At 63.4% G+C, this 21,742-nt stretch carries 22 protein-coding genes; 5 read left to right on the plus strand and 17 right to left on the minus strand.

The features are described 5' to 3' along the window. Positions 1–22: 22 nt before the first annotated feature. Entirely contained in the window at positions 23–331 is a 309-nt protein-coding gene (locus tag N0Q91_RS25615; RefSeq protein ID WP_275599518.1) for a type II toxin-antitoxin system RelE/ParE family toxin, read from the minus strand. Further along, complete coding sequence (locus tag N0Q91_RS25620) at positions 328–597, minus strand: CopG family ribbon-helix-helix protein (protein WP_100671119.1); 270 nt, start codon at positions 595–597, stop codon at positions 328–330. The genes N0Q91_RS25615 and N0Q91_RS25620 overlap by 4 nt, the downstream gene beginning before the upstream one ends. Positions 598–1,104: 507 nt before the next feature. On the opposite strand from N0Q91_RS25620, the gene N0Q91_RS25625 reads away from it, so the two are divergent. Further along, positions 1,105–1,740: a DUF1062 domain-containing protein gene (locus tag N0Q91_RS25625; RefSeq protein WP_275599519.1), complete on the plus strand. Its 636-nt coding sequence runs from the start codon at positions 1,105–1,107 to the stop codon at positions 1,738–1,740. Positions 1,741–2,009: 269 nt separating this feature from the next. Here N0Q91_RS25625 and N0Q91_RS25630 read toward each other — a convergent pair whose 3' ends face one another. From N0Q91_RS25630 to N0Q91_RS25655, 6 genes are all read right to left on the minus strand, one after another. Then, a complete protein-coding gene (locus N0Q91_RS25630; RefSeq protein ID WP_275599520.1) occupies positions 2,010–3,095 on the minus strand; it encodes an ABC transporter ATP-binding protein in 1,086 nt (361 codons plus the stop codon). 12 nt (positions 3,096–3,107) lie between these two features. Next, positions 3,108–5,030, minus strand: coding sequence for a glycoside hydrolase family 127 protein (locus N0Q91_RS25635; protein WP_275599521.1), 1,923 nt, complete (start codon positions 5,028–5,030; stop codon positions 3,108–3,110). A gap of 19 nt (positions 5,031–5,049) precedes the next feature. After that, positions 5,050–5,913, minus strand: coding sequence for a carbohydrate ABC transporter permease (locus N0Q91_RS25640; RefSeq protein WP_275599522.1), 864 nt, complete (start codon positions 5,911–5,913; stop codon positions 5,050–5,052). Then, the gene (locus N0Q91_RS25645) at positions 5,910–6,827 is read right to left on the minus strand and encodes a carbohydrate ABC transporter permease (RefSeq protein WP_018096085.1); all 918 of its coding nucleotides are present in this window, start codon (positions 6,825–6,827) and stop codon (positions 5,910–5,912) included. The genes N0Q91_RS25640 and N0Q91_RS25645 overlap by 4 nt, the downstream gene beginning before the upstream one ends. Before the next feature lie 90 nt (positions 6,828–6,917). Further along, positions 6,918–8,153, minus strand: a complete 1,236-nt coding sequence (locus tag N0Q91_RS25650) for an ABC transporter substrate-binding protein (RefSeq protein WP_018096084.1) — start codon at positions 8,151–8,153, stop codon at positions 6,918–6,920. A 47-nt stretch (positions 8,154–8,200) separates the two neighbouring features. Beyond that, positions 8,201–9,163, minus strand: a complete 963-nt coding sequence (locus tag N0Q91_RS25655) for a LacI family DNA-binding transcriptional regulator (RefSeq protein WP_275599523.1) — start codon at positions 9,161–9,163, stop codon at positions 8,201–8,203. 384 nt (positions 9,164–9,547) lie between these two features. On the opposite strand from N0Q91_RS25655, the gene N0Q91_RS25660 reads away from it, so the two are divergent. The 3 genes from N0Q91_RS25660 (at position 9,548) to N0Q91_RS25670 (ending at position 11,546) form a co-directional block, all read left to right on the plus strand. After that, a complete protein-coding gene (locus N0Q91_RS25660) occupies positions 9,548–10,243 on the plus strand; it encodes a hypothetical protein (protein WP_275599524.1) in 696 nt (231 codons plus the stop codon). A 16-nt stretch (positions 10,244–10,259) separates the two neighbouring features. Beyond that, positions 10,260–10,637 carry a helix-turn-helix transcriptional regulator gene (locus N0Q91_RS25665; protein WP_275599525.1) on the plus strand — a complete coding sequence of 126 codons (378 nt, stop codon included), beginning with the start codon at positions 10,260–10,262 and terminating at the stop codon, positions 10,635–10,637. An 81-nt stretch (positions 10,638–10,718) separates the two neighbouring features. Further along, complete coding sequence (locus N0Q91_RS25670) at positions 10,719–11,546, plus strand: alpha/beta fold hydrolase (protein WP_275599526.1); 828 nt, start codon at positions 10,719–10,721, stop codon at positions 11,544–11,546. Between the two features lie 81 nt (positions 11,547–11,627). On the opposite strand, the gene N0Q91_RS25675 is transcribed toward N0Q91_RS25670, so the two are convergent. The 3 genes from N0Q91_RS25675 to N0Q91_RS25685 all read right to left on the minus strand — a co-directional run bounded on the left by N0Q91_RS25675 (position 11,628) and on the right by N0Q91_RS25685 (position 15,448). Next, positions 11,628–12,869: a saccharopine dehydrogenase family protein gene (locus N0Q91_RS25675; protein ID WP_100671101.1), complete on the minus strand. Its 1,242-nt coding sequence runs from the start codon at positions 12,867–12,869 to the stop codon at positions 11,628–11,630. 43 nt (positions 12,870–12,912) lie between these two features. Continuing rightward, on the minus strand, positions 12,913–14,010 hold the full coding sequence (gene nspC / locus N0Q91_RS25680) for a carboxynorspermidine decarboxylase (protein ID WP_102761556.1): 1,098 nt from the start codon (positions 14,008–14,010) through the stop codon (positions 12,913–12,915). A gap of 121 nt (positions 14,011–14,131) precedes the next feature. Continuing rightward, positions 14,132–15,448, minus strand: a complete 1,317-nt coding sequence (locus tag N0Q91_RS25685; RefSeq protein ID WP_275599527.1) for a 3-hydroxyacyl-CoA dehydrogenase family protein — start codon at positions 15,446–15,448, stop codon at positions 14,132–14,134. 90 nt (positions 15,449–15,538) lie between these two features. Here N0Q91_RS25685 and paaG point away from each other — a divergent pair, with 90 nt between their 5' ends. Then, positions 15,539–16,330, plus strand: coding sequence for a 2-(1,2-epoxy-1,2-dihydrophenyl)acetyl-CoA isomerase PaaG (gene paaG, locus N0Q91_RS25690; RefSeq protein ID WP_275599528.1), 792 nt, complete (start codon positions 15,539–15,541; stop codon positions 16,328–16,330). Positions 16,331–16,417: 87 nt separating this feature from the next. Here paaG and N0Q91_RS25695 read toward each other — a convergent pair whose 3' ends face one another. Genes N0Q91_RS25695 through paaB form a run of 6 tightly spaced genes read right to left on the minus strand, consistent with a single transcriptional unit; the run spans position 16,418 to position 21,739 of the window. Further along, positions 16,418–16,918, minus strand: coding sequence for an acyl-CoA thioesterase (locus N0Q91_RS25695; protein WP_018096076.1), 501 nt, complete (start codon positions 16,916–16,918; stop codon positions 16,418–16,420). Then, complete coding sequence (gene paaZ, locus N0Q91_RS25700; protein WP_275599529.1) at positions 16,918–18,984, minus strand: phenylacetic acid degradation bifunctional protein PaaZ; 2,067 nt, start codon at positions 18,982–18,984, stop codon at positions 16,918–16,920. The genes N0Q91_RS25695 and paaZ overlap by 1 nt, the downstream gene beginning before the upstream one ends. Before the next feature lie 50 nt (positions 18,985–19,034). Then, positions 19,035–20,111: a 1,2-phenylacetyl-CoA epoxidase subunit PaaE gene (gene paaE / locus N0Q91_RS25705; protein ID WP_275599530.1), complete on the minus strand. Its 1,077-nt coding sequence runs from the start codon at positions 20,109–20,111 to the stop codon at positions 19,035–19,037. Positions 20,112–20,135: 24 nt separating this feature from the next. Next, positions 20,136–20,660 (minus strand): 1,2-phenylacetyl-CoA epoxidase subunit PaaD, encoded by a 525-nt coding sequence (gene paaD, locus N0Q91_RS25710; RefSeq protein WP_102763746.1) that lies wholly within the window; start codon positions 20,658–20,660, stop codon positions 20,136–20,138. Between the two features lie 9 nt (positions 20,661–20,669). After that, positions 20,670–21,455, minus strand: coding sequence for a 1,2-phenylacetyl-CoA epoxidase subunit PaaC (paaC, locus tag N0Q91_RS25715; protein WP_275599531.1), 786 nt, complete (start codon positions 21,453–21,455; stop codon positions 20,670–20,672). Then, a complete protein-coding gene (gene paaB, locus N0Q91_RS25720; protein WP_100671085.1) occupies positions 21,455–21,739 on the minus strand; it encodes a 1,2-phenylacetyl-CoA epoxidase subunit PaaB in 285 nt (94 codons plus the stop codon). Before paaB ends, paaC begins: the two co-directional genes overlap by 1 nt. Positions 21,740–21,742 lie beyond the last annotated feature (3 nt).

The raw sequence follows: 21,742 nt of genomic DNA on the forward strand, positions 1-21,742 counted from the left end.
ACACACTTTTCCTGGACGTGCTTTAAGGCGGCCACTCCTCGGCTGTCCATTCCCGCGCGGTGTGGATGACGCGCAGGATCATGACGCTTTCGCGGTCGCCGTGGCTCATCAGTGCATATGCGATTACATAGGGCAAGCGGTTGATGGACTTCTCGTACGTGCCGATCACCCGCCCCGGCCTCCCGGTCGCCATCTCGCCGAGTGCTGCGGCCGTATCGCGAACCCGGCCCGCCACTCTTGCCGCTGCATCCGGGTCTTCCCGTGCAATAAAGAAAACCTGATCCTTGAGGTCATCCAGAGCTGCACGCGACCACTGAACAGGCCGCCTCAAACTTTATCGCCCTTGCCGGTCTCGGCCTTCCGGATCAAGCCGAAAATTTCAACCATGGCCTCTTCATGCGGAACGAGGCGGCCAGCTTCGGCATCAGCCATGCCGCGCTTGATCCCGTCGATGATTTCAAGCTCCCGGTCCACATAGGCAGCCAAGGCTTCGCCCGCGAGGAAGGAGCGGCTGCGCGAAGTGGCGCTAGCGATCCGATCGAGCTTTTTCTTTAACTCGGGGCTGACCCGAATGGTCATGGTGGTGCTGACGGGCATGACATTATCCTGTATTCGGTTGTGTACACGCTAACACAAGGTAGCGAAACCGTCCAATCTACCTTCCTAAGACGTGTGAACACGGCCGCCGTGGACGCAGTCATCAGACGCGGAAAACGAGTGGTCTACACGACCCGACCACATCGCAGAGTTGCAAAAATGCAGCACGCGACATGTTTGTCGGTTCTGCCGTAATGAGGACTCCATCTCAAGCGGATCATTTGTTATCGCTTTGGTGAAGAGCGTTGGCATGCAGAGGTCCACTTTGCCTAAGTAAAAACCGGTCTCAATCCATTTCTCACCCGTACTGCCGCCGGCCGACGAGAGTCGGTGGGGTATGAATGTGTTCATCGGGTGGTGGCATGAGACCGGTCTGGCATCGTTTAAATGTGCCAAGTGCAGCCCCGCTGTCTCAGCTCTTCACCCCCCGAACGCCGCCATGCCGTGCCCTAAGGGCTTTCTCACGCTCCCATCTTGGTGGACTTCCGAAAGGAAGGCCAAGACGGTATGTGCAATACACTTCAGGTCCGTTGGACCATCATTCCCCTAATCCCCCCTCAGCCTTGGGTAGCATGCAGCGGATGCGGCGGCGTTAGAGCCTTCGAAAGCAGCAACAAGATCAGGCTTAATGCCAATGGTCGGAAGCTTGATGCATGGCTTATCTACAAATGCTCGACGTGCGACAGGACCTGGAACCGCCCAATATTCGAACGCCGAAATGTTCGCGACATCCGTCCCGCTGTCCTCGACGCACTACAGTCCAACGATCCCTCTTGGATTCAAGCGGAGACTTTCAATCTCGAAGCACTCAGGCGGAAGTCGCAAAGGATCGATGAGTTTTCCGAATTCGAGGTTCGAAAGGAGCTGCTGCACGAGGTTGCTGATTGGGTGCACTTGGAGATCGAGCTTTCGGTTCCATTCCCGAGCAGTACGCGCCTGGATCGCTTACTTGCCTTGGAGCTAAGAATCTCGCGCTCTCAGTTGAGCGCACTCCATCGGAGCGCTTTGCTTCGGACGACACCTGATCGCACCGATCTCTTACGACGGCGAATCAGGAACGGTATTCGGGCAACCTTGGATCTTTCAGGCATGGCCGACAGGGATCTGGTGTGGAAGCCGGCTGCTATTGAAAATACTTCATAGAAGGAGCCCCCTAAGGGCGGGAACTTCAGGACCCCTTGCGGTGCTTTCCGATGGAAGACACTCCAGCTGCACTTAATCAGCGCGCTCTGCCGAAACTCGTCGTCGGTGGCCAGGATCGGTACGCCTTGCGCGTCAGGGCATCCGCCTTGGGGTTGTTGACATTGATCGGCACGCCGGCCCTCCATGTGGAGCGTTTCTTTAAATGTAGACCCCTGCATCTGCATAACCAAGCACGGCCATGCGGCAGTTGAGAGCGGGGCGCCGGCTCGCTACCGCAAGCGCCGCCCGTCTTCGGCGAAGAACCGCCTTCTGTCCTCGGGTACGGCGAAAGAAAGTCTTTCCCCTGCCTGCCAGTTCGGGCCCTCGCGCTGTTCGACGACGAGGCTCTGGCCGTCTTCGAGCTGGCAGTAGAGGTAGCGCGTTCCACCGAGATATTCCGAGAACTCGACCTGGGCAGTGATCCGTTCCGGTCCCGGCTCCGCCACGGCGATATGTTCGGGCCTTATGCCGAAAAGCAGGCGCTCGCCGTGCTTCAGGCTGCCGCCGTCGATCGCTGCCTCGAGTGTGGTCTCGCCGACCCGGATCGTCCCGTCCCCCTGCCATTCCGCATCGAGAAAATTCATCCGTGGCGAACCGATGAAGCCTGCCACGAACATGTTGGCCGGGTCCTCGTAAACGTCGCGGGGGCTGCCGGCCTGTTCGATCCGGCCGTCCCGAAGCACGACGATCTGGTCGGCCAGCGTCATCGCTTCCGTCTGATCGTGTGTGACATAGACCATCGTGTTACCGAGCTCGCGGTGCAGGCGGGCAATCTCGATGCGCATCGAGACGCGCAGTTCCGCATCGAGGTTGGAAAGCGGCTCATCGAACAGGAAGACGTCGGGCTTGCGCACGATCGCCCGGCCGATCGCTACGCGCTGGCGCTGGCCTCCGGAAAGCTGGCCGGGTCTTCGGTCGAGCAGATGGTCGATCTTGAGAATGGCCGAGACCTGCGCGACGCGGCGCTCGATTTCGGCCGAATCCGTTCGCGCCATCTTGAGCCCGAAGCCGAGATTGTCGCTGACGCTCATATGCGGGTAGAGCGCGTAGGACTGGAAGACCATGGCGATGCCGCGCTCGGAGGGGTCGAGGTCTGTCACGTCCCTGCCCTTGATTGCGATCTCCCCCTCGGTCACCTCTTCGAGCCCCGCGATCATTCGCAGCAGGGTCGATTTCCCGCAGCCCGACGGGCCGACGAAGACGACGAAATCGCCTTCCTCGATCGTCAGGTCGATGCCATGGATAACTTCCAGGCCGCCATAACTCTTGCGTATCTCGCTGAGCACGACGCTCTTGTTGCTGATGCCGTTCGCCATCCTGGAGGTCGCCTACTTTTCCGACTGGAGCCAGACGAGCATCTCTCCCGGCGCCCGGTTGTCCCAGAGATGATAGGGCACGAAGCGCGCTTTGTGCTGGCGGCGCTCAGGCCTCGTCTGTCGGTAAAGCGCCTTACCCCAGTCCTCCGTTTCCTCGCGCTCGACGGAAATGTCGATGGCAACCGCACCGTTCAGATCATCGAGCACGGCCGTTTCGGCAGCCGGCAGTTCACGGGGAAGCACAATTGCGTTCAGATCCTCGCCATTGTCCGTGGCTTCGACGCAATAGACCAGCGGGCCGCGCATCAGCGCCACGCGGCCGACATCCTGCCGGACCTTCGGATTGGCATATTGCGGCCGAAGCGCCAGCGGCAAATAAAGCGCCACCCGGTCGCCGTCCGACCATTCGCGTTCGATGCGGGCATAGCCGCCGGTCAAATGAGCCGAGAGATCGAGCATCCTACCGTTGACGCTTAGCGTCGCGCCGACCGCCCATTCCGGTATGCGCAAGGACAGCGCGAACTTCGCCGGCCTGGCGAGCTTCGTCGTGAAGGCGATCGCCCCCTCCCAGGGGTAGCTGGTCTCCTGCCTGAGCTCGACCTCGGCGCCGTTCGCGAGTTTCAGCCGCGCCGTACTTTCTCCGTAGAGATGGACTGCGATCTCGTCCTCCGCGACCGCATACATATAGGAACCGATCGAGGTCACGAGCCGCGCGATATTGGGCGGGCAGCAGGGGCAATGATGCCACTTCCATCGGTGGTGCCCGCCAGTGCTTTCGAGCGGGTTGTCGTAGAAGAAGGTCTTGCCGTCGATCGAAAGACCCGGCAAGGCGCCGTTGTAAAGCGCCTGCTCCATGACGTCGGCATAGCGGCGGTTCGGGCCGCGGCCGAGCATGCGGCTCGCCCAGAAGACAAGGCCGACGGAGGCGCAGGTCTCGGCATAGGCCGTGTCGTTGGGCAGGTCGTAATAGCAGGTGAAACCCTCGTTCGAGGCTGCCGGACCGATGCCGCCGGTAATGTACATCTGCTTCGTGGTGAGGTCGTCCCACAACGTTTCCAAGGCCGCCGTCAGGCTGTCGTCCCTGTATTCGGTCGCGATGTCGGCCATGCCGGAATAGAGATACATCGCGCGCACGGCGTGGCCGACGACCTTTTTCTGCTCGCGCACCGGCTGATGCGCCTGACCGTATTCATAGGTCTTCTGGATGAAACTCTCCGGATCGCGGCCATCCCTTTTGGCCTCTTCGGTGAAGAAATGCGGCTCGGTGCCGCGCTCGTCGATGAAGAACTTCGAAAGGTCGAGATACTTCTTCTCGCCCGTCACGCGCGCAAGCTTGACGAGAGCGAGCTCGATCTCCTCATGGCCGCAATAACCCGGAATCTGCCCTTCGCCATGCCCGAAGACCGTAATCATATAGTCCGCAAAGCGGCACATGATGTCGAGAAGCTTGCGCTTGCCGGTCGCCTGGTAATAGGCGACGGCAGCCTCGATCAGATGGCCGGCGCAATAGAGCTCGTGGTGGTCGCGCAGGTTGGTCCAGCGCCTGTCGGGCTGCACGCGCTGGAACCAGGCATTGAGATATCCGTCCCGGTCCTGCAGCTTCTCGTACATGTCGATGATCCGGTCGGCACGCGCCTCGAGTTCCGGATTGGGGCGGCGGTAGAGCGAATAGGCAATCGTCTCGATCGACTTGCCGAGGTCGGAGTCCCAGAACATCTGGGTGGTACCGCCCCAGGGTTGGATGGGGATGACGATACCGGGGCTCGGCTCACTGACGTCGATCGCCTCGATCATGCCAGCCTCGACGCAGCGGTCGAGCAGGGTTTCGGCGGTGGATTGGCAGACGGCATCCTGCCATTTGCCCCAGAATCCGCCGAGTTCGACATCGGGAACGGCAACGGGGCGGAACTGGCGGTCTTTCACGGTCTTTGTCATAAGGTTTCTTTCTCTCGGATCATTTAACCGCGCCGGCCATCAGCCCGCGCATGTAATAGCGTTGCAGAAGAAGGAAGACGAACAGGCAGGGAACCACCATCACCGCGACGCCGGCCTGCACCGCGCCCCAGTTGATCGCACCGAGACGGCCGGCGCGCACGGCGGTCATCAGAACGGGAAGCGTGTAGTTGTCGTTGCTGGACAGAAGGACGAGCGCGGCGAAGAATTCGTTCCAGGCATTGAGGAAGGCGAAGATCGACACGGTCGCAATCCCGGGCATGACCAGCGGCAGCAACACCCGCACGAGCAGTTTCAGGTCGCGGGCGCCGTCGATGCGCGCCGCCTCCTCGATTTCCTTCGGCACGGCATCGAAGGCGTTGCGCATCATGAAGACGGAGAAGGGAAGCTGCAGCGTCACATAGACGAGCATCAGCCCGATGAGCGAATTGTTGAGCCCGAGCCGCGCCAGGATGATGAAGAGCGGCGTCAGGATCGACTGGAACGGGATCATCAGAGTCGCGATGATCAGCACGAAGAGCGCGTTCTTGAAGGGAAAGCGGTAGCGGGAGAAGCCGTAGCCGGCGAGCACGCTGACGGCGACCGTCAGAGCGACCGTTCCGATCGACACGAGGAGCGAATTGAACATGTGCTGCCAGATGCCGGCACCGAAGCTGTCGAGCGCCCGGTAGGCGTCGAAACTCAGCCCCGAGATCGGCCATGGCGGCAGCGGCGGCCTGCCGGACTCGCTGTTCGGCCGGAAGGAGGCAAGAAAGGAAACGGCAAAGGGCGCCAGGAAGAAGAAGGCCGTGCCGATGCCGATGCCGTGATAGACGATCCTGTCCCGGAGCGCCTTGCGGGCGCGGATTTCGCGGCGCGTCCTCATGGGCGTTCGTCCCCCACCTTGAGCAGCCAGAGCTGGACGACGCTGAGCGTCACCAGGATCAGGAGGAGCGCGATCGACAGTGCCGCGCCGTAGCCGAGATTGAAGGACACGAAGGACTGGTTGAAGATATAGTAGACGACGGAGATCATCTTGTTCTGCGGGCCGCCGCTGGTCATGATGTAGAACTGGTCGAAGGCGAGGATCGAGCCGGTGACCGAAAGGATGAGCGCCAGCGCCATGGTCCGGCGCATCAGGGGCAGCGTCAGGTGGCGGAAGCGTTGCCAGCGGCCGGCGCCGTCGATGCGCGCGGCCTCGGTCAGTTCGGCCGGGATGGCCTGCAGCCCCGTCAACAGGATGATCATGGTGAAGCCGGCGATCTTCCAGACCACCATGACGATGATGGTGAGAAACGCGGTATCGAACTTGGCGAGCAGGTTGATCCGTCCGGAGGTGAGGCCCAGCATATCGAAGAGTGGCGCGAAAAGCCCGCTGTCGACATTGGCGAGCCACACCCAGAGCAGCGAGGCGGATGCGAGCCCCACCACGACAGGCAGAAAGACGATGGTCCGGTAGAGCGAGACCAACGGCCTTTGTTTCTCCACGAAAATCGCCAGCGGAAAGGCGACCGCGAAAATCGCTATCGTGACGATCAGAGTATAGTGAGCGGTGAAACCGAGCGCGTTGAAGAACCGCGCATCGGTGAACATCCGCGTATAGTTGCGCAGGCCGATCCAGGCCGGCTCGCCGAGCAGCGGCCATTTGTGCAGGCTCATCCACAGGGTGAACAGCACGGGCAGCACGAAGAAGAGCGTGACGAGCGCCATCGCCGGCGCGATATAGATGAGCCCGCGCCAGCCGGGTTGCCGCTTCGGGCGGCGTCGGTGCCTGGCGGATGTGAGCGCTGACGTCGTCATGTATGCACTTTCGAGAGTTTCGGGGCACTGGTGGCGGAGGGGGTTATCCCCACCCGCCATCCGCGAAGCGGCAGTTTCCTCGTGTCCGCCTTACTGCCCGGCGTCGATGATCGACTGCATCTCGTCTTGTGCGTTCGAGAACGCCCCGTCGACGTCGTCGCCATAGATCGCAGCATTGGTGAAGGTCGCCCACGGCCCGTTGGCGCTGTTGATCAGGTCGTTGAATTGCAGCGTATAAGGCGTCTGGGCAACGGCGATCGCCTCCATCCCGACCTTGAGGCGCGGGTCGAGGCCTTCGAGCACCTCATTGGCGATGTCGCCGCGGGTGGGCAGGCTGCCGAATTTCGCCATGATCTTCTGGCCTTCCGGCGAATAGGTATATTCGAGGAATTCCTTCACCTCTTCGAGCTTCGGCGTGCCCTTGGTGACGACGAAGTTGTCGCCGCCGGCGAAGGAGGACGGCTTGCCGTCGACGCCCGGGATCAGCGTCACGCCGAAATCGATCTCCGGATGCTGCGTCACCAGCGTGCCGATGGCGAAGGCGCCGAGGCTCTGCTGGCCGATCTTGCCATTGGTGAAGCTGAGGAAATTCACGCCGTTGTCGCTCGCGGCGCCCGCGGGAACGAGATCCTTCTCGACCATGTTGCGGTAGATGTCCACGGCCTTGCGCATTTGCGGCGTGTCGAGCGTCGCGGTCTTGCCGTCGGCTGAAAGGATATCGGCGCCCGCGCCCCAGGTCAGCGGCGTGAAGGTGAAGATCATGCAGCCACCGCAGCCGCCCCCGGAGAAATAGAAGCCGTAGGTGTCGCCACCGAGCGCGCGGATTTTCTCGGCATTGGCGGTGATCTCCTCCCAGGTCTCCGGCGCCTTTTCGGGGTCGAGGCCGGCCTTTTTGTAGAGGTCCTTGTTCCAGGCGAAGATCGAGGTCTCGACCGTGAGCGGCAGGCCGTAGATCTTGTCCTCATAGGTGCCGAGCTTCACATGCGAGGGCGAGAGCGAATTGAAGTAGGGCAGCGCCTTCGCCCAGTCGGTGAGGTCTTCCAGCTGACCGGCGGCGGCGAATGCCGGCGTGTAGATCAGGTCGAGCGAAAGCGCGTCCGGCGCCTGGCCGCCCGCGATCGCAGTGGCATATTTCTGCACGAGCTCGGCAAAAGGCACCTCGGTGAGCTCCACCTTGTGCTCGTGACCTGCATTGTAGGCCTTGACGACTTCCTTGAACGAGTCGCCGATACCCGAGCGGACCCACATGCTGATCGTCTCGGCCGATGCGACCGAGATCATGCTTGCCGATATGAGGGCCGTCGCTGCCATCAGTTTCGTGAACATTTCGCATTCCTCCCAAATGCGGGGCCACTCCGGGTGACCCCATCTCCTCAATCAGATCTGTCTTCCCCGCCTCCGCAGGAGTCCCGTACGACAAGCCGGCAGGGCAGCTTGCGCAGGCCGGGCTCGATCGTCCGCCCCTCTGCAAGTGCAAGCACCATCAGCCCGGCCTCCCGCCCAAGCTCCTTCAGGTTCATGTCGACGGTCGTCAGCGGCGGCCGCGTCTGAGCCGCCATGATCTCCCAATTGTCGAAGCCGATGACGGAGACATCCTCCGGCACCCTGACGCCGCGCTCGCGCAGCGCATCGACCACGCCGCGGGCGATCTGGTCGTTGCCGCAGAAGACGCCGTCGGGCCTCTCACCGCCCGCATCCCAGATGCGGCCGATCGCCTCGTGACCCCAGGCCTCCGACCAGACCCCATGCAGGACCGGCGCCCCATCGCCGGCGACGGCCCGAAATGCCTCGGCGCGCTCGACGGCGGAGGTAAATTCCAGCGGGCCTGTGATGTGCAACAGCCGCTTGCGGCCCATCTTCTGCAGCCGTCCTGCCGCCAGCCTCGCGCCATGACCGTCATCGGAGGTCAGCGTCACGCTGCCGGGCTCGCCCTTGGTGAAAGCATAGACGACGGGCACCGGCAGGCCGGCGAGATCGACCGGGAGAGACCTGTCGACCCGCTTGCCTGTCGCGATGATGCCGTCCACCTGCTTGTCCAGCATGGCGTCGACATGGATTTTCCCGAGCGCCGGGTCGTCCTCGATTGCGCAGAGGAAGACCGAAACCCCATGATCCACCAGCGCCTCGGAAATGCCGGCCATAACCGGAAGGGTGAAGCGACCATAGGTATCGTTGGTCAGAAGGCCGACTGTAAAGCTGCGGTTGCTGAGCAGGCCGCGCGCCAGTGCGTTCGGACGAAAGCCGATTTCCGCCGCGAGATTCTTGATACGCTCGCGCGTTCCGGCGGCCATGCGGCCGTTGTCGTTGAGAGCCTTGGACACGGTCGAAACGCTCACGCCGGCAACCCTTGCCAGATCGTGAATCGTGACGCGATGCCCCTTGCTGCGCTGTGAATTCAGTTTCGCCTCCTCCCAGAGAACTGCAGCTGAGAAAACCTTTTCTCAAACCGGGAGTCAAGATGGGAAAAGGTTTTCTCACGAAAAAGTATGATTTTTCCCGTTCCGCGTTAGCGATCGGCTGGCTCATCCCGCGGCGCGAGCGAGGCCGGCCGACGATACGCTCCCCGAGAGCTCCGCAGACGAGCGGCCGAGACGCTCACCCCGCGGGGTGATGCCAGGTCGAGGTTGATCGCCTATAGTAAGAGCCTGGGCTGCTCAGGAACTGCAGGCGGGGGACCTGCAGTCCGGAGCAGGTCTGCCCACTATGCAGGAGGGGCCGCCATGAGCATCGAAGCTGCAGTCGAGAGCAGGCTTGCCGACCGGATCTATTCCGCATTGCTTCACGAGACGACGTGGCAAAGTTTTCTCGACGGCTTGGCCGCTACGCTTCCGGACGGCCGATCGACCTTGTTCTATCACGACGTCGACAGTGGGGCTGGGGCATGGGAGCTTACATCGGGTCTGCCGGCCGACGTCGTCTCGGACTACGCCAGCCACTACGCGAAGCTCAATCCGTGGATGCCCGCAGCCTCTCGGCGGAAGATCGGGATCGGTGTCGTCGCCGAGCAGATGCTGCCACGCGAGCAATTCGTGAAAACACCCTTCTACAACGACTTCTTTCGACCGATGGTCGGGGAAAGCGCGGTCGGCGTGACGCTCGCCAGAGAGCGCGGACAGTCGATGCTGCTGTCGATTACCACCTCGAGAGCCGATCCCGAGAAGAACCGGGACGTGGCCGATCTCCTGACGCGGTTGGCGCCGCATCTGCGGCGGGCCTTCCGGTACGCCAACCGGCGGAGCGCCGTCGCGTCCGAAATTGGCCGTTCCGTATGTCAGAAGAGTGAGCTGGGCGTCGTCGTCGTCGACGAAGGCGCTCGCGCGATCAATTTCGGCGCCCAGGGCCAGGCGATGGTCGAAGCGGGACGGGTCCTGAGGCTGACCCCGGGGAAAACTGCATATCCGGGACAGCGATGCTGACGCGGCGCTCCATGGGATGCTCCGCCGCGGCTTCGACGGAGACACGGCCACGACCTTCGTCCTCGGTTCGACGAAGCTCACGCTCATTCGCACGTGCAAGGACTGCGAGTCTGCCTATTTCGAAGGCCCTTCCGTGATCGTGCTGATCGAATCCCAAGCAAAGGAGCCGCCCCTGGATCTCAGGGGATTTGCAAGCGCGAATGGTCTGACGGCCGCGGAGTTGCGGGCAATGCAGGGTCTGATCTCGGGGCAGAACGCGGCGCGGATCGCCGATGCCGCCGGCATCTCGCGGGAGACGGTCAGGACCCAGGTGAAGAGCCTCTACGGCAAGCTCGGCGTCAGAAGCCAGATGGAGCTTCTTCGAATAAGCGGGCTTCTGCGAATGGAAAACTGACAATCGCTGGCGGGGGAAACGATGGCGACAATAGAGAGCCCGACCCAGTCGGGTCGTGGGAAGCGCTGGGGAACGAAAATCATGTACTCTTTGATTGCGGGCGCTGCCTCGCTTGGCACGGCGATGGCGGAGCCGAGATGGGAGATGCTGCCGGAAACGCCGGACCTTCCCGCAGCAGGGCGCGAGGGAGAGGCGCCGGTGAACGGCATCAAGATCTGGCATGCGGTCTACGGCAGCGGCGAGCCCGTCATCATGCTCCACGGCGGACTCGGCAATTCGAACTATTGGGGAAACCAGATTTCCACGCTCGCCGGCTCCTATCAGGTCATCGTCATGGACAGCCGCGGCCATGGCCGCAGCACCCGGGATGAACGACCCTTGAGCTATGACCTCATGGCAACCGATGTGGTGGCGCTGATGGATTTCCTCGGCCTGCAGAAAGCCGCCATCGTCGGCTGGAGCGACGGTGCGATCATCGGACTGAAGCTCGCGATAGACCATGCGGAACGCATAAGCAGGGTGTTCGCTTTCGCAGCGAACAGCAAGCCGTCAGGCCTCTACCCACTGGACCAAAACGTGTTGTTCAAAGCCTATCTCGACAGGGCGCGCGAAGAATATGTGAAACTGTCTCCCACACCGCGCGGCTACGGCGACTTCCGTGAGCAGATGGACCGGATGTGGGAATCGCAACCGAACCTCACCGCAGAGGCTCTCGGCAGCATCGCCGTTCCCGTCTGGGTCGTGGATGGTGACCATGACGAGGTCGTCAGGCGAGAAGACACGCTGTTCATCGCGGACAGCATTCCCGCAGCGGGTTTATTGATCCAGCCGGAAGTCAGCCATTTTTCGCTGCTTCAGGGTCCGGAGCAATTTACCGATCACATCCTGCATTTCCTGGGCCGGGAATAAGGGGGCGTCGCGGCGATTGCAGCCCGGCCGTCATATGACGGCCGGGCTGCAACCGGACTCCCGTTCGGGCCCCGGCGTCTTTCAGGAAAAGCTGAGTGCCCGATCCCCCTGCTCGTCCCTGATGCGCGTCGGCAGGCCGATGCGGTTCAGGATGTCGAGGAAGGGCCGGGGCGGCAGTTCTTCGACATTTGCCATCTGCTTCACATCCCACTCGCCGCTGGCGATCAGCATCGCGGCGGCCACCGGCGGAACGCCGGCCGTATAGGAGATACCCTGCGAGCCCACTTCCTCATAGGCTTGCCTGTGGTCGGCGACGTTGTAGATGAACACCTCGTGTTCCCTGCCGTCCTTGAGGCCCTTCACGAAATCGCCGATGCAGGTCTTGCCCTCGTAGCCGGGCGCGAGCGACGCCGGGTCCGGCAGGACTGCCTTGACCACCTTCAGCGGCACCACTTCGAGGCCCTCGGCCGTCTTGACCGGCTGCTCTGAAAGGAGGCCCAGGTTCTTCAGAACCGTGAAGACGTTGATGTAATGGTCGCCGAAGCCCATCCAGAAGCGCACGTCGGCCCCGTCCATGTTCTTCGACAGCGAGTGAACCTCATCATGGCCGGTCATATAAGCCTTGCGCTTGCCGACGACGGGCAGGTCGAACTCCTTGCCGACCTCGAACATCCGGTTCGTCTGCCAGGCGCCCTTCTGCCAGGAATAGACGACGCCGGTAAATTCCCGGAAGTTGATCTCCGGATCGAAATTGGTGGCGAAATATTTGCCGTGGTTACCGGCATTGATATCGACGATGTCAACATCCGTGATCTTGTCGAAATATTCGTCCTTGGCGAGGCGCGCATAGGCATTGACCACGCCCGGGTCGAAGCCGACGCCGAGAATGGCGGTGATGCCCTTTTCCCTGCATTCGGCGGCGCGCTTCCATTCATAGTTCCCGTACCACGGCGGCGTCTCGCAGATCTTGTTCGGCTCTTCGTGGATCGCCGTGTCCATATAGGCCACACCCGTGTCCATGCATGCGCGCAGCACCGACATGTTGACGAAGGCGGAGCCGACATTGATCACGATCTGAGAGCCGGTGCTCACGATGAGCGCCTTCGTCGCCTCGACGTCGAGCGCGTCGAGCGCATGCGCCTCGAGCTTCACCTCGGTCTTCAGGCTGTTCTTTTCGCGTACGGAGTCGATGATCTTGCGGCACTTGTCGACCGTGCGTGAGGCAACATGAATATCTCCCAATACATCGCTGTTCTGGGCGCATTTGTGCGCCACGACCTGTGCCACGCCACCGGCGCCGATGATGAGAACGTTCTTTTTCATTTCGGGGGATATCTCCTTCTACCCGTCTTGCTTGCGCGAAGCCTCAGGAGAGGCTCTGCTCGTAGTCCGCGTAGGTGAATTCGCGGACGGTCCTGACGCTTCCGTCAAGTTCCCTGATGGCGATCGCCGGCATCTTCACGCCGTTGAACCAGTTCTTCTTGACCATGGTGTAGCCGGCGGCGTCCTGAAACGAGATGCGGTCGCCGACCTTCAGCTCTTCGGCGAAGCGGAACTCGCCGAAGACGTCGCCGGCGAGGCAGGACTTGCCGCAGATCATGTAGCTATGCGGCCCCTCGTTCGGCGAAACCTTGGCCGCCTCGCGATAGATCAGCAGGTCAAGCATGTGCGCCTCGATCGAACTGTCGACGATGGCGAGATTCTTGCCGTTATAGAGCGTGTCGAGCACCGTCACTTCGAGCGTCGTGCTCTTGGTAATCGACGCTTCGCCCGGCTCCAGATAGACCTGGACGCCGTAGCGGTCGGAAAATGCCCTGAGGCGCGCCGAAAAGGCCTCGACGGGATAGTCGTCCCCGGTGAAGTGAATGCCGCCGCCGAGGCTTACCCAATCGACGCGGGCGATGAGCGAGCCGAACCTTTCCTCGATCCGCGCGAGCATCCGGTCGAAGAGACCGAAATCCTTGTTCTCGCAATTGTTGTGGATCATGAAGCCGTTGATCCGGTCCATGACGCGCTCGACCTTCGCAACGTCCCACTCGCCGAGCCGGCTGAAGGGACGCGCCGGATCGGCGAGGTCGAAGCTCGAGGAACTGACCTGAGGGTTGAGCCGCAGTCCGCGCGCGATGCCCGCCGCCTGGTCGGCAAAACGCTCCAATTGCGAGATCGAGTTGAAGATGATCTTGTCGGCGTGAGAGACCACTTCGTCGATCTCGTTGTCACCATAGGCGACACTATAGGCATGGGTTTCCTTGCCGAACCGCTCGCGGCCGAGCCTCACCTCGAAGAGCGAGGAAGACGTGGTGCCGTCCATATGGTCGCGCATGAGGTCGAAAACCGACCAGGTGGCGAAGCACTTCAGCGCCAGCAAAGCCTTGGCGCCGGATTTCTCGCGCACATGGGCGATCCTTTCCATGTTGCGAGTAAGCTTGGCTTTGTCGATGAGGTAGTATGGGGTCTCGATCAAGGCAGGACCTGCTGTTCTTAAATCCGAAACGGTCCTCCTAGGAAAACGTGGCCGTTTGCGCAACCCGGCTCGGCCGGCCGAGACAAAATGCCCGCCCCGTGGCCCTTGCGGGGCGCGTCCGTCAAAGGAAGCTGCCTCCCGCGGCAGCCTGGAGCAGCGGGTCGCAAGGGGGATCGGCGAATCCCGCCTCCGCAAGCGCACTCAGCGCCTCCGCGACCTTGTGAAGGCCGTGCGCCTGGGCATGATGCATCAGCCCGCCCCGCCAGCGCGGAAAGGCGTAGCCGTGGATCTCCACGAGATCGATATCGGAGGCCCTCAGAGCCGTTCCGTCTTCGAGAATCCGCGTAGCCTCGTTGACCATCGGCCAGAGGATGCAGTCGACGATGGAGGCCTCGTCCCAAGCTCTTCGGGGCCGGCCCCGAGCCTCCTCCGCGATGAGGCGGGCGACCGTCGCGGAGGGCCGTGGCGTGCGGTCGCCGGGCGCGTAGTCGTACCAGCCGCCGCCGCTCTTCTGGCCGAAGCGCCCGATCTCCGAAAGGCGTTCGGCAACCGGCGCAAAAGTCCTCTCGCCGCGGGCGCGGGCGGCACGGCGCTGGAAGGCGGCGATATCGAGCCCGCCGAGGTCCTGCGCCTCGAACGGTCCCATCGGCAGCCCGAAGGCGCGCATGGCGGCATCGACGGCGGCGGGTGTCGCGCCGCCGAGCAGCAGCCGCTCGGCCTGGGCCCGCATCACCTTGAGAATCCGGTTGCCGATGAAACCGTCCGAGATACCCGCGCGCACGGGGATTTTGTTCAGCATCCGCGCCAGCGCGAAACCGGTCGCCAGCACCTCGGGCGCCGTCGCTTGCGTGGGCACGATTTCGAGAAGCTTCATCACCTGCGCGGGGCTGAAGAAATGCAGCCCGAGAAACCGCTCCGGGCTCCCGATGTCCGCGGCGATCCGTTCGGGATCGAGATAGGACGTGTTCGTCGCGAGAATGGCGTCAGCGCGACAGTCGGCGGCGAGCCTTCGAAAGACATCGCGCTTCACGTCCAGATCCTCGAAGACCGCCTCGATGATCAGGTCCGCCTCCGCCAGCGCCGTATAATGCGTCGTACCGGTAACGGTTGCCAGGCGCTCGGCCGCAAGCCTCACGGAGATGCGCCCGCGCTTCACCGCGCCGTCGAAGATTGCGCGCAGCCTGGCAAGCGCCCGTTCCACCGCCGCCTCGTCGCGCTCGACCAGGACGAGCGGAAGTCCGGCGTTGAGCAGGGCCGCGGCGATGCCGGTTCCCATAGTGCCGCCGCCGATCACCGCCGCCGAACGGATCGGGTGCGGCTCGATGCCGGCTAGCGCCGGCGGACGGCGTGCGGCGCGCTCGGCATGAAAAACGTGGCGCAGGGGGTTGCCCGCGGCGACGACGGCGACCCCGTCTCTATGCACGATGCTGAGGGGCACGATGCTCGTCCTCCGTGCGTCATGATTGACCGGCCGGTCGGACCATGCAAGGCTTTTATGGGCGGGAACCAGAGGGTGCAGGGAGGAAACATGTCCGATTCCGACACCGTACTGTCGGCGCTTGAAGCCGGCGTCCTGCGCCTGACGCTCAACCGGCCCGACAAGCTCAATGCCTTCAACGAGGAAATGCATCTGGCACTGCGCGCCGGCTTCGAGCGCGCCGGATCGGACGACGATGTGCGTGCCGTGATGCTGACGGGAGCCGGGCGCGGCTTTTCCGCGGGCCAGGATCTCGGGGACCGCGATCCCCGCAAGGGCGGCACGCCGGACCTCGGCCACACGATCGAGACCTTCTACAATCCGCTCCTGAAGCTGATCCGAAGCCTGGAAAAGCCCGTCGTCTGCGCCGTCAACGGGGTTGCCGCGGGGGCCGGGGCCAACATCGCCTTCGCCTGCGACATCACGCTTGCCGCCCGCTCCGCCCGCTTCATCCAGGCCTTCGCGAAAATCGGACTGGTGCCCGATTCCGGCGGAACCTGGAGCCTGCCGCGGCTCGTCGGCGAAGCGCGGGCCAAGGGGCTGGCGATGACGGCCGAACCGCTGGACGCAGAGACGGCGGCGAGCTGGGGCCTGATCTGGCGCGCCGTCGACGACGCGGCGCTGATGGACGAGGCCTCCGCACTTGCCGTGCGGCTCGCTGCCGGGCCGACCAGGGGGCTCGGTCTGACCAAGCGCGCGATCCACGCCGCCGCCGCCCATTCCTTCGACGAACAACTCGACCTCGAACGCGACCTGCAGCGCGAAGCCGGCCGCAGCGCCGACTATGCAGAGGGCGTGGCAGCCTTCCTGGAGAAGCGTAACCCGAAATTCAGCGGTCGGTGACCGATGCGGGACCTTGACGCCGGGCACCCCCTCTGAATTGGATCGGCAGGGCGGAGAGGGTATCGACGCCATCCGATCGGAGTCCGTCTACTCCCCAACATCCCGCCCCGTTTCCGCGACCGTCTTCAGCCGATGGGCGAATTCCCGCCGAAGCGTGCGGCGCAGCTCGGCCGCCTGGTGGCGGCGTTTTTCGGTTGCCGTCTCCGGATGGTACTCCGGGACCGTGACGGGACGGCCCGCTTCGTCCACGGCGACCATGGTGAAATAGCAGGAATTGGTGTGCCGCCGCGTGCCCGCCCGGATGTTTTCCGCCTCCACCCTTATTCCGACCTCCATCGAGGTACGGCCGGCATAGTTGATCGCCGCGCGGAAGGTGACGAGTTCGCCGACATGGATCGGCTCCTTGAAGATCACCTGGTCGACGGAGAGCGTCACCGCATATTGCTTGGAAAAGCGCGACGCGCAGGAGAAGGCCACTCGGTCGAGCAGGTTCAATAGCGCACCGCCATGCACCTTGCCGCTGAAATTCGCCATGTCCGGCGTCATCAGGACCGTCATCACCAGATGCCGCGTCTCCTGCTCCGTCATCATTCTTCCCCGCTTCCGGTCTTCGCCACCATGGTCAATACATCATACTGGGCGACGGTTGCGCCAGTCTGGTTGGAAACGCGGCAGTCCCATCGCACCTCCCCATAGTCGGCATTCATTCGCGGACTGATCTCCTTGCAGGTGAGGCGGACCCGAAGCGTGTCGCCGGGATAGACGGGAGCCAGGAAGCGCAGTCCGTCGACGCCGTAATTTGCGAGCACCGGCCCCGGGGCGGGATCGACGAAGAGACCGGCGGCCAGGGAAACGACGAGATAACCATGCGCGACGCGGCCGTCGAAGAACGGATTGGCGCGGGCGGTCTCCTCGTCCATATGCGCGTAGAACGTATCGCCGGTGAACTCGGCGAAATGCTCGATGTCCTCGAGCCTGACGGTGCGCGTCGCCGTGACGATCTGGTCGCCGACCCGCAGCTCTGCCAGCGACTTGCGGAAGGGGTGCTCGCCCCCGGCTCGCGCCGGCGCACCCTCCATCCAGCGGCCGGTGACCGCCGAGACGAGGCCTGGCGCGCCCTGAACGGCCGTGCGCTGCATGTAGTGCCTGACGCCCCGCATGCCGCCCAGTTCCTCGCCGCCGCCCGCCCGGCCCGGGCCGCCATGGACGAGACCCGGCAAGGGCGAGCCGTGCCCGGTCGAGGATTTCGCGCTCAGGCGGTTGCCGATCATCACGCGGCCATGAAACGGCGCCATGCCGATCACCAGCTCCTGCGCAATATCGGGATCATTGGTGAAGACGGAGGTGACGAGACTCCCCCTTCCGCGTCGGACGAGTTCAACCGCCTCTTCCGCCGTATCATAGGGCATTATCGTGCTCACGGGGCCGAAGGCCTCGACGTCGTGGACCGACCGCGCTGCGCCGGGACGATCGCAGTAGAGAAGAACGGGATTGAGGAAAGCCCCCGCCTCCGCATCGCCGGAGACGAGCTGCGGCCTTGCCGGATCGCCCGCAACGATCTCTGCATCCGTTGTGAGATCGCGGATGCGCGCCCTCACCTCTTCGCGCTGGCCGAGGCTCGCGAGCGGCCCCATCCGCACGTTCTCGTCGGCGGGATCGCCGAGCGGAACCTTGGCAAGCCGCTCGCCGAGAGCGGCGACCAGCGCGTCGCAATGGGCCCGCGGCGCAATCACCCGGCGAATGGCCGTGCATTTCTGCCCGGCCTTGGACGTCATCTCGCGCGCGACTTCGCGAACGAAAAGATCGAATTCCTCCGTTCCAGGGGCCGCATCGAGCCCGAGGACAGCCGCATTGAGGCTATCGGCTTCCATGGTGAAGCGCACCGAATTGCCGACGATCGCGGGATGGGTCTTGAGCTTGCGCCCGGTCGTGGCCGAACCGGTGAAGGTCACCACGTCCTGGACGCCGACATGATCCAGAAGATCGCGCGAGGAGCCGCAGACGAGCTGGAGCGCGCCTTCCGGAAGCAAACCGGCGTCGACGATCCGCCGCACCACCAGCTCGGCGAGATAGGCGGTCTGGCTCGCAGGCTTGACGATCGCAGGCATCCCCGCCAGCAGCGTCGGCGCGAGCTTTTCGAGCATGCCCCAGCAGGGAAAGTTGAAGGCATTGATGTGCACCGCGATGCCCTGAAACGGCGTCAGGATATGTTGGGCGGAAAACGTATCGTCGCGTGACAGCGCCTCGACGCCGCCGTCAAGGAGGACGCGGCTGTTCGGTAGCTCCCGCCTGCCCTTCGAGGCATAGGAGAAAAGTGTCCCGATGCCGCCTTCGATGTCGATCCAGCTGTCCGCACGCGTGGCGCCGGTGGCGGTGGAGAGCGCATAGAATTCCTCCTTGCGCTCCATCAGTACCTGGGCAAGCGCCTTCAGCATCATCGCCCGCTCGTGAAACGACATCCGGCGAAGCGCCGGCCCGCCCTTTTCGCGTCCATAGGCAAGCGCGGCGGCGAAATCGATGCCGCCGGAATCGACGAGCGCCACCGGCGCGCCGGTCGCGGCGTCGCAAAGGGTCACGCCGTCCTTCGCTCCGCGCATCCAGGTGCCGGCGATATAGCTTTCGAGCCGGCGCGGCCGGTCCGCCACTGCGTTCATCGGATGGTCCTCCCGTCAGTTCAGCTTCAGCGTCGGCTCGGCATCGGCGGTCACTGATCGTAGCTGACAACGATCCGGTCGCTGAGCGGATAGGATTGGCAGGTCAGCACATAGCCCTGCTCTACCTCGTAGTCTTCGAGCGCGTTGTTGCTCTCCATCTCCACCTCGCCTTCCAGCACCTTGGCGCGGCATGAGGAGCAGACCCCCGCCTTGCAGGCGAATGGCGCGTCCATTCTGTTTTCGAGCGCCGCTTCGAGCAGGCTCAGCCCCTCTTTCGGAAAGGTGAAGCTGCGCGTGGCGCCGTCGAGTGTCACGGTCGCCTCGCAGCGCGCCCGGCTATCGGCGCCGGCGGCGCTTTCGACCTTGCGCCGGGCACGGCCGGGCTGGGAGGCGGCGAACAGCTCGAACTTGATCCGATCGTCGCCAAGGCCATGCGCGCGAAGTGCTGCGGCAACCGCGAGCATCATCGGCTCAGGCCCGCAGATGAAGGCGGTATCGGCCGACCTCACATCGATCCAGCTGCGGAAGAGGGCAGTGCATTTTTCCTGATCGAGCCGCCCACTGAACAGGTCGACCTCCTGGGCTTCGTTCTCGAGGACGTGCAGGACGGAAAGCCGCCCCAGATAGAGGTTCTTGAGGTCGTCCAGTTCCTCGCGGAACATGATCGAGCTGAAGTGGCGGTTGGCATAGACAAGCGTGAATGCGGACCGCGGCTCCCGCGCGAGCACCGTCTTGATGAGCGAGAGCACCGGCGTGATGCCGCTGCCGCCCGCAAAGCCGAGATAGTGTCTTGCGGCCTCCGGCTCGATAGGCGTGAAGAAGGCCCCCATCGGCGGCATGGCTTCCAGCGTGTCGCCGGGCTCGAGCTCCTCATTCGCCCAGCTGGAGAAGCAGCCGTCATCGACGCGCTTGATGCCCACCTTCAGGGCGCCTTCGTCGAGACCGGCGCAAATCGAATACGAACGGCGCAGTTCCTCGCCGCCGAAGAGGCGGCGGAACGTCAGATATTGCCCCTGCTTGAAATCGAAGGCAGCGCGGTCCTCCTCGCGCGGCTCGAGCGTCACGACCACGGCATCGCGCGTATCGCGCCGGACGTCGATGACCTGAAGAGGATAAAAGCGTGCCATGTGAGCGTTCTTCCCGCCTCGCATTCAGATGCATTTGAAATAATCGAAGGGCTCCAGACAGTCCCGGCAGCGATAGCTCGCCTTGCAGGGCGTCGATCCGAACTGGCTGACCTTTTCGGTCCGGGCGGAGCCGCAACGCGGACAGGAGACTGTCTGCGCCGCGTCGCCCGAGAGGCCTTCGATCCGTTTCAACAGCCTGCCCTCGGCTCCGGTGCCGTCGACGGGAGCCGCAATGCCGTAGCTTTCAAGCTTTTCGCGGCCCTCGGCGCTGATCCAGTCGGTGGTCCAGGCGGGCGAGAGCTGGCGTTCGAGCCTGACACTCTCGATGCCATTCTCCTTGAGCTGCCGCTCGATATCGAGATTGATGACCGCCGTGGCGGGACAGCCCGAATAGGTCGGCGTCACCGTCACCACCAGCGTTTCACCATCCCAGCCGACGTTGCGGACGATGCCGAGGTCGGTCACGGAGATGACCGGAATTTCCGGGTCCGGCACTTGCGAGAGCCAGTGCCACACATCCGCGATCGAGGGGCGTATCGCCGTTGCCATGTGAGCCTCCTACCAGCTGGCGCCGGGATAGGCGCGCTGCAGGAACTGCATCTCGGCGAGCACATAGCCGAGATGCTCCGTATGGAGGCCGCGCCTGCCGCCCCCGTGCATATAGCGGTCCTCCGGTTTTTCGAGCGTCGCCGCGCGAAGTGTCTCGGCGGCCAGCGCCTCCCAATCGGCCCTCAAGCTCTCCGGTTCCGGCGCGACGCCGGCAGCCGCAAGGGCGAGGTCGTGCGCCTCGCTCACGAACATCTCGCCGGTATAGGCCCAGAGATCGTCCAGCGCCTCCTGCATCCGGGCGTGGCTTTCCGCCGTTCCGTCGCCGAGGCGGATCACGAGATCGCGGCTCCGTTCGAGATGATAGGCCACCTCCTTCGACGCCTTCTCGGCTATCCCGGCAATGCGCGGCGCGCAGGAGCCGCGAAGGCCTTTCAGTGCGAGATAGTGCCATGCATCGAACAGGAACTGGCGCATCAGCGTCTCGCCGTAATCGCCGTTTGGCCGCTCGGTAAGCAGCAGGTTGCGGAAGTCTCGCACGTCTCGGAGATAGGCAAGATCGTCCGCGCTGCGGCCCCTTCCCTCGACCTCGCCTGCAAGGCCGAGCCAGAGCTGCGTCTGGCCGATGAGGTCGAGTGCCGTGTTGGCGAGCGCGATGTCCTCTTCGAGAGCCGGGGCGTGGCCGCACCATTCCGAAAGGCGATGGCCGAGGATCAGCGTATTGTCGCCCATGCCGAGCAGGAAATCGAAAAGCGCGGCCCGGTCGACGGCCGCCTGCATCGCGGTTGCCTGAACCATCACATATGCCCTGCCTCGTCCGGAATGTCGAAGAAAGTCGGGTGCCGGTAGACCTTCGCATTCGCAGGCTCGAACAACGGACCCTTTTCCGAGGGCGCGCTTGCCGCTATGTCGCTCGAACGCACCACCCAGATGCTGACGCCCTCGTTGCGGCGGGTGTAGACGTCGCGGGCGTTGTTGATCGCCATTTCGGCATCCGGCGCGTGCAGGCTGCCGACGTGGCGATGGCTCAGGCCGTGCTGGCCGCGGATGAAGACTTCCCAGAGGGGCCATTCGCTGGACATAAC

The sequence above is a fragment of the Sinorhizobium prairiense genome (genome assembly GCF_029201645.2).
GTDB classification, from domain to species: Bacteria; Pseudomonadota; Alphaproteobacteria; order Rhizobiales; family Rhizobiaceae; genus Sinorhizobium; species Sinorhizobium meliloti_A.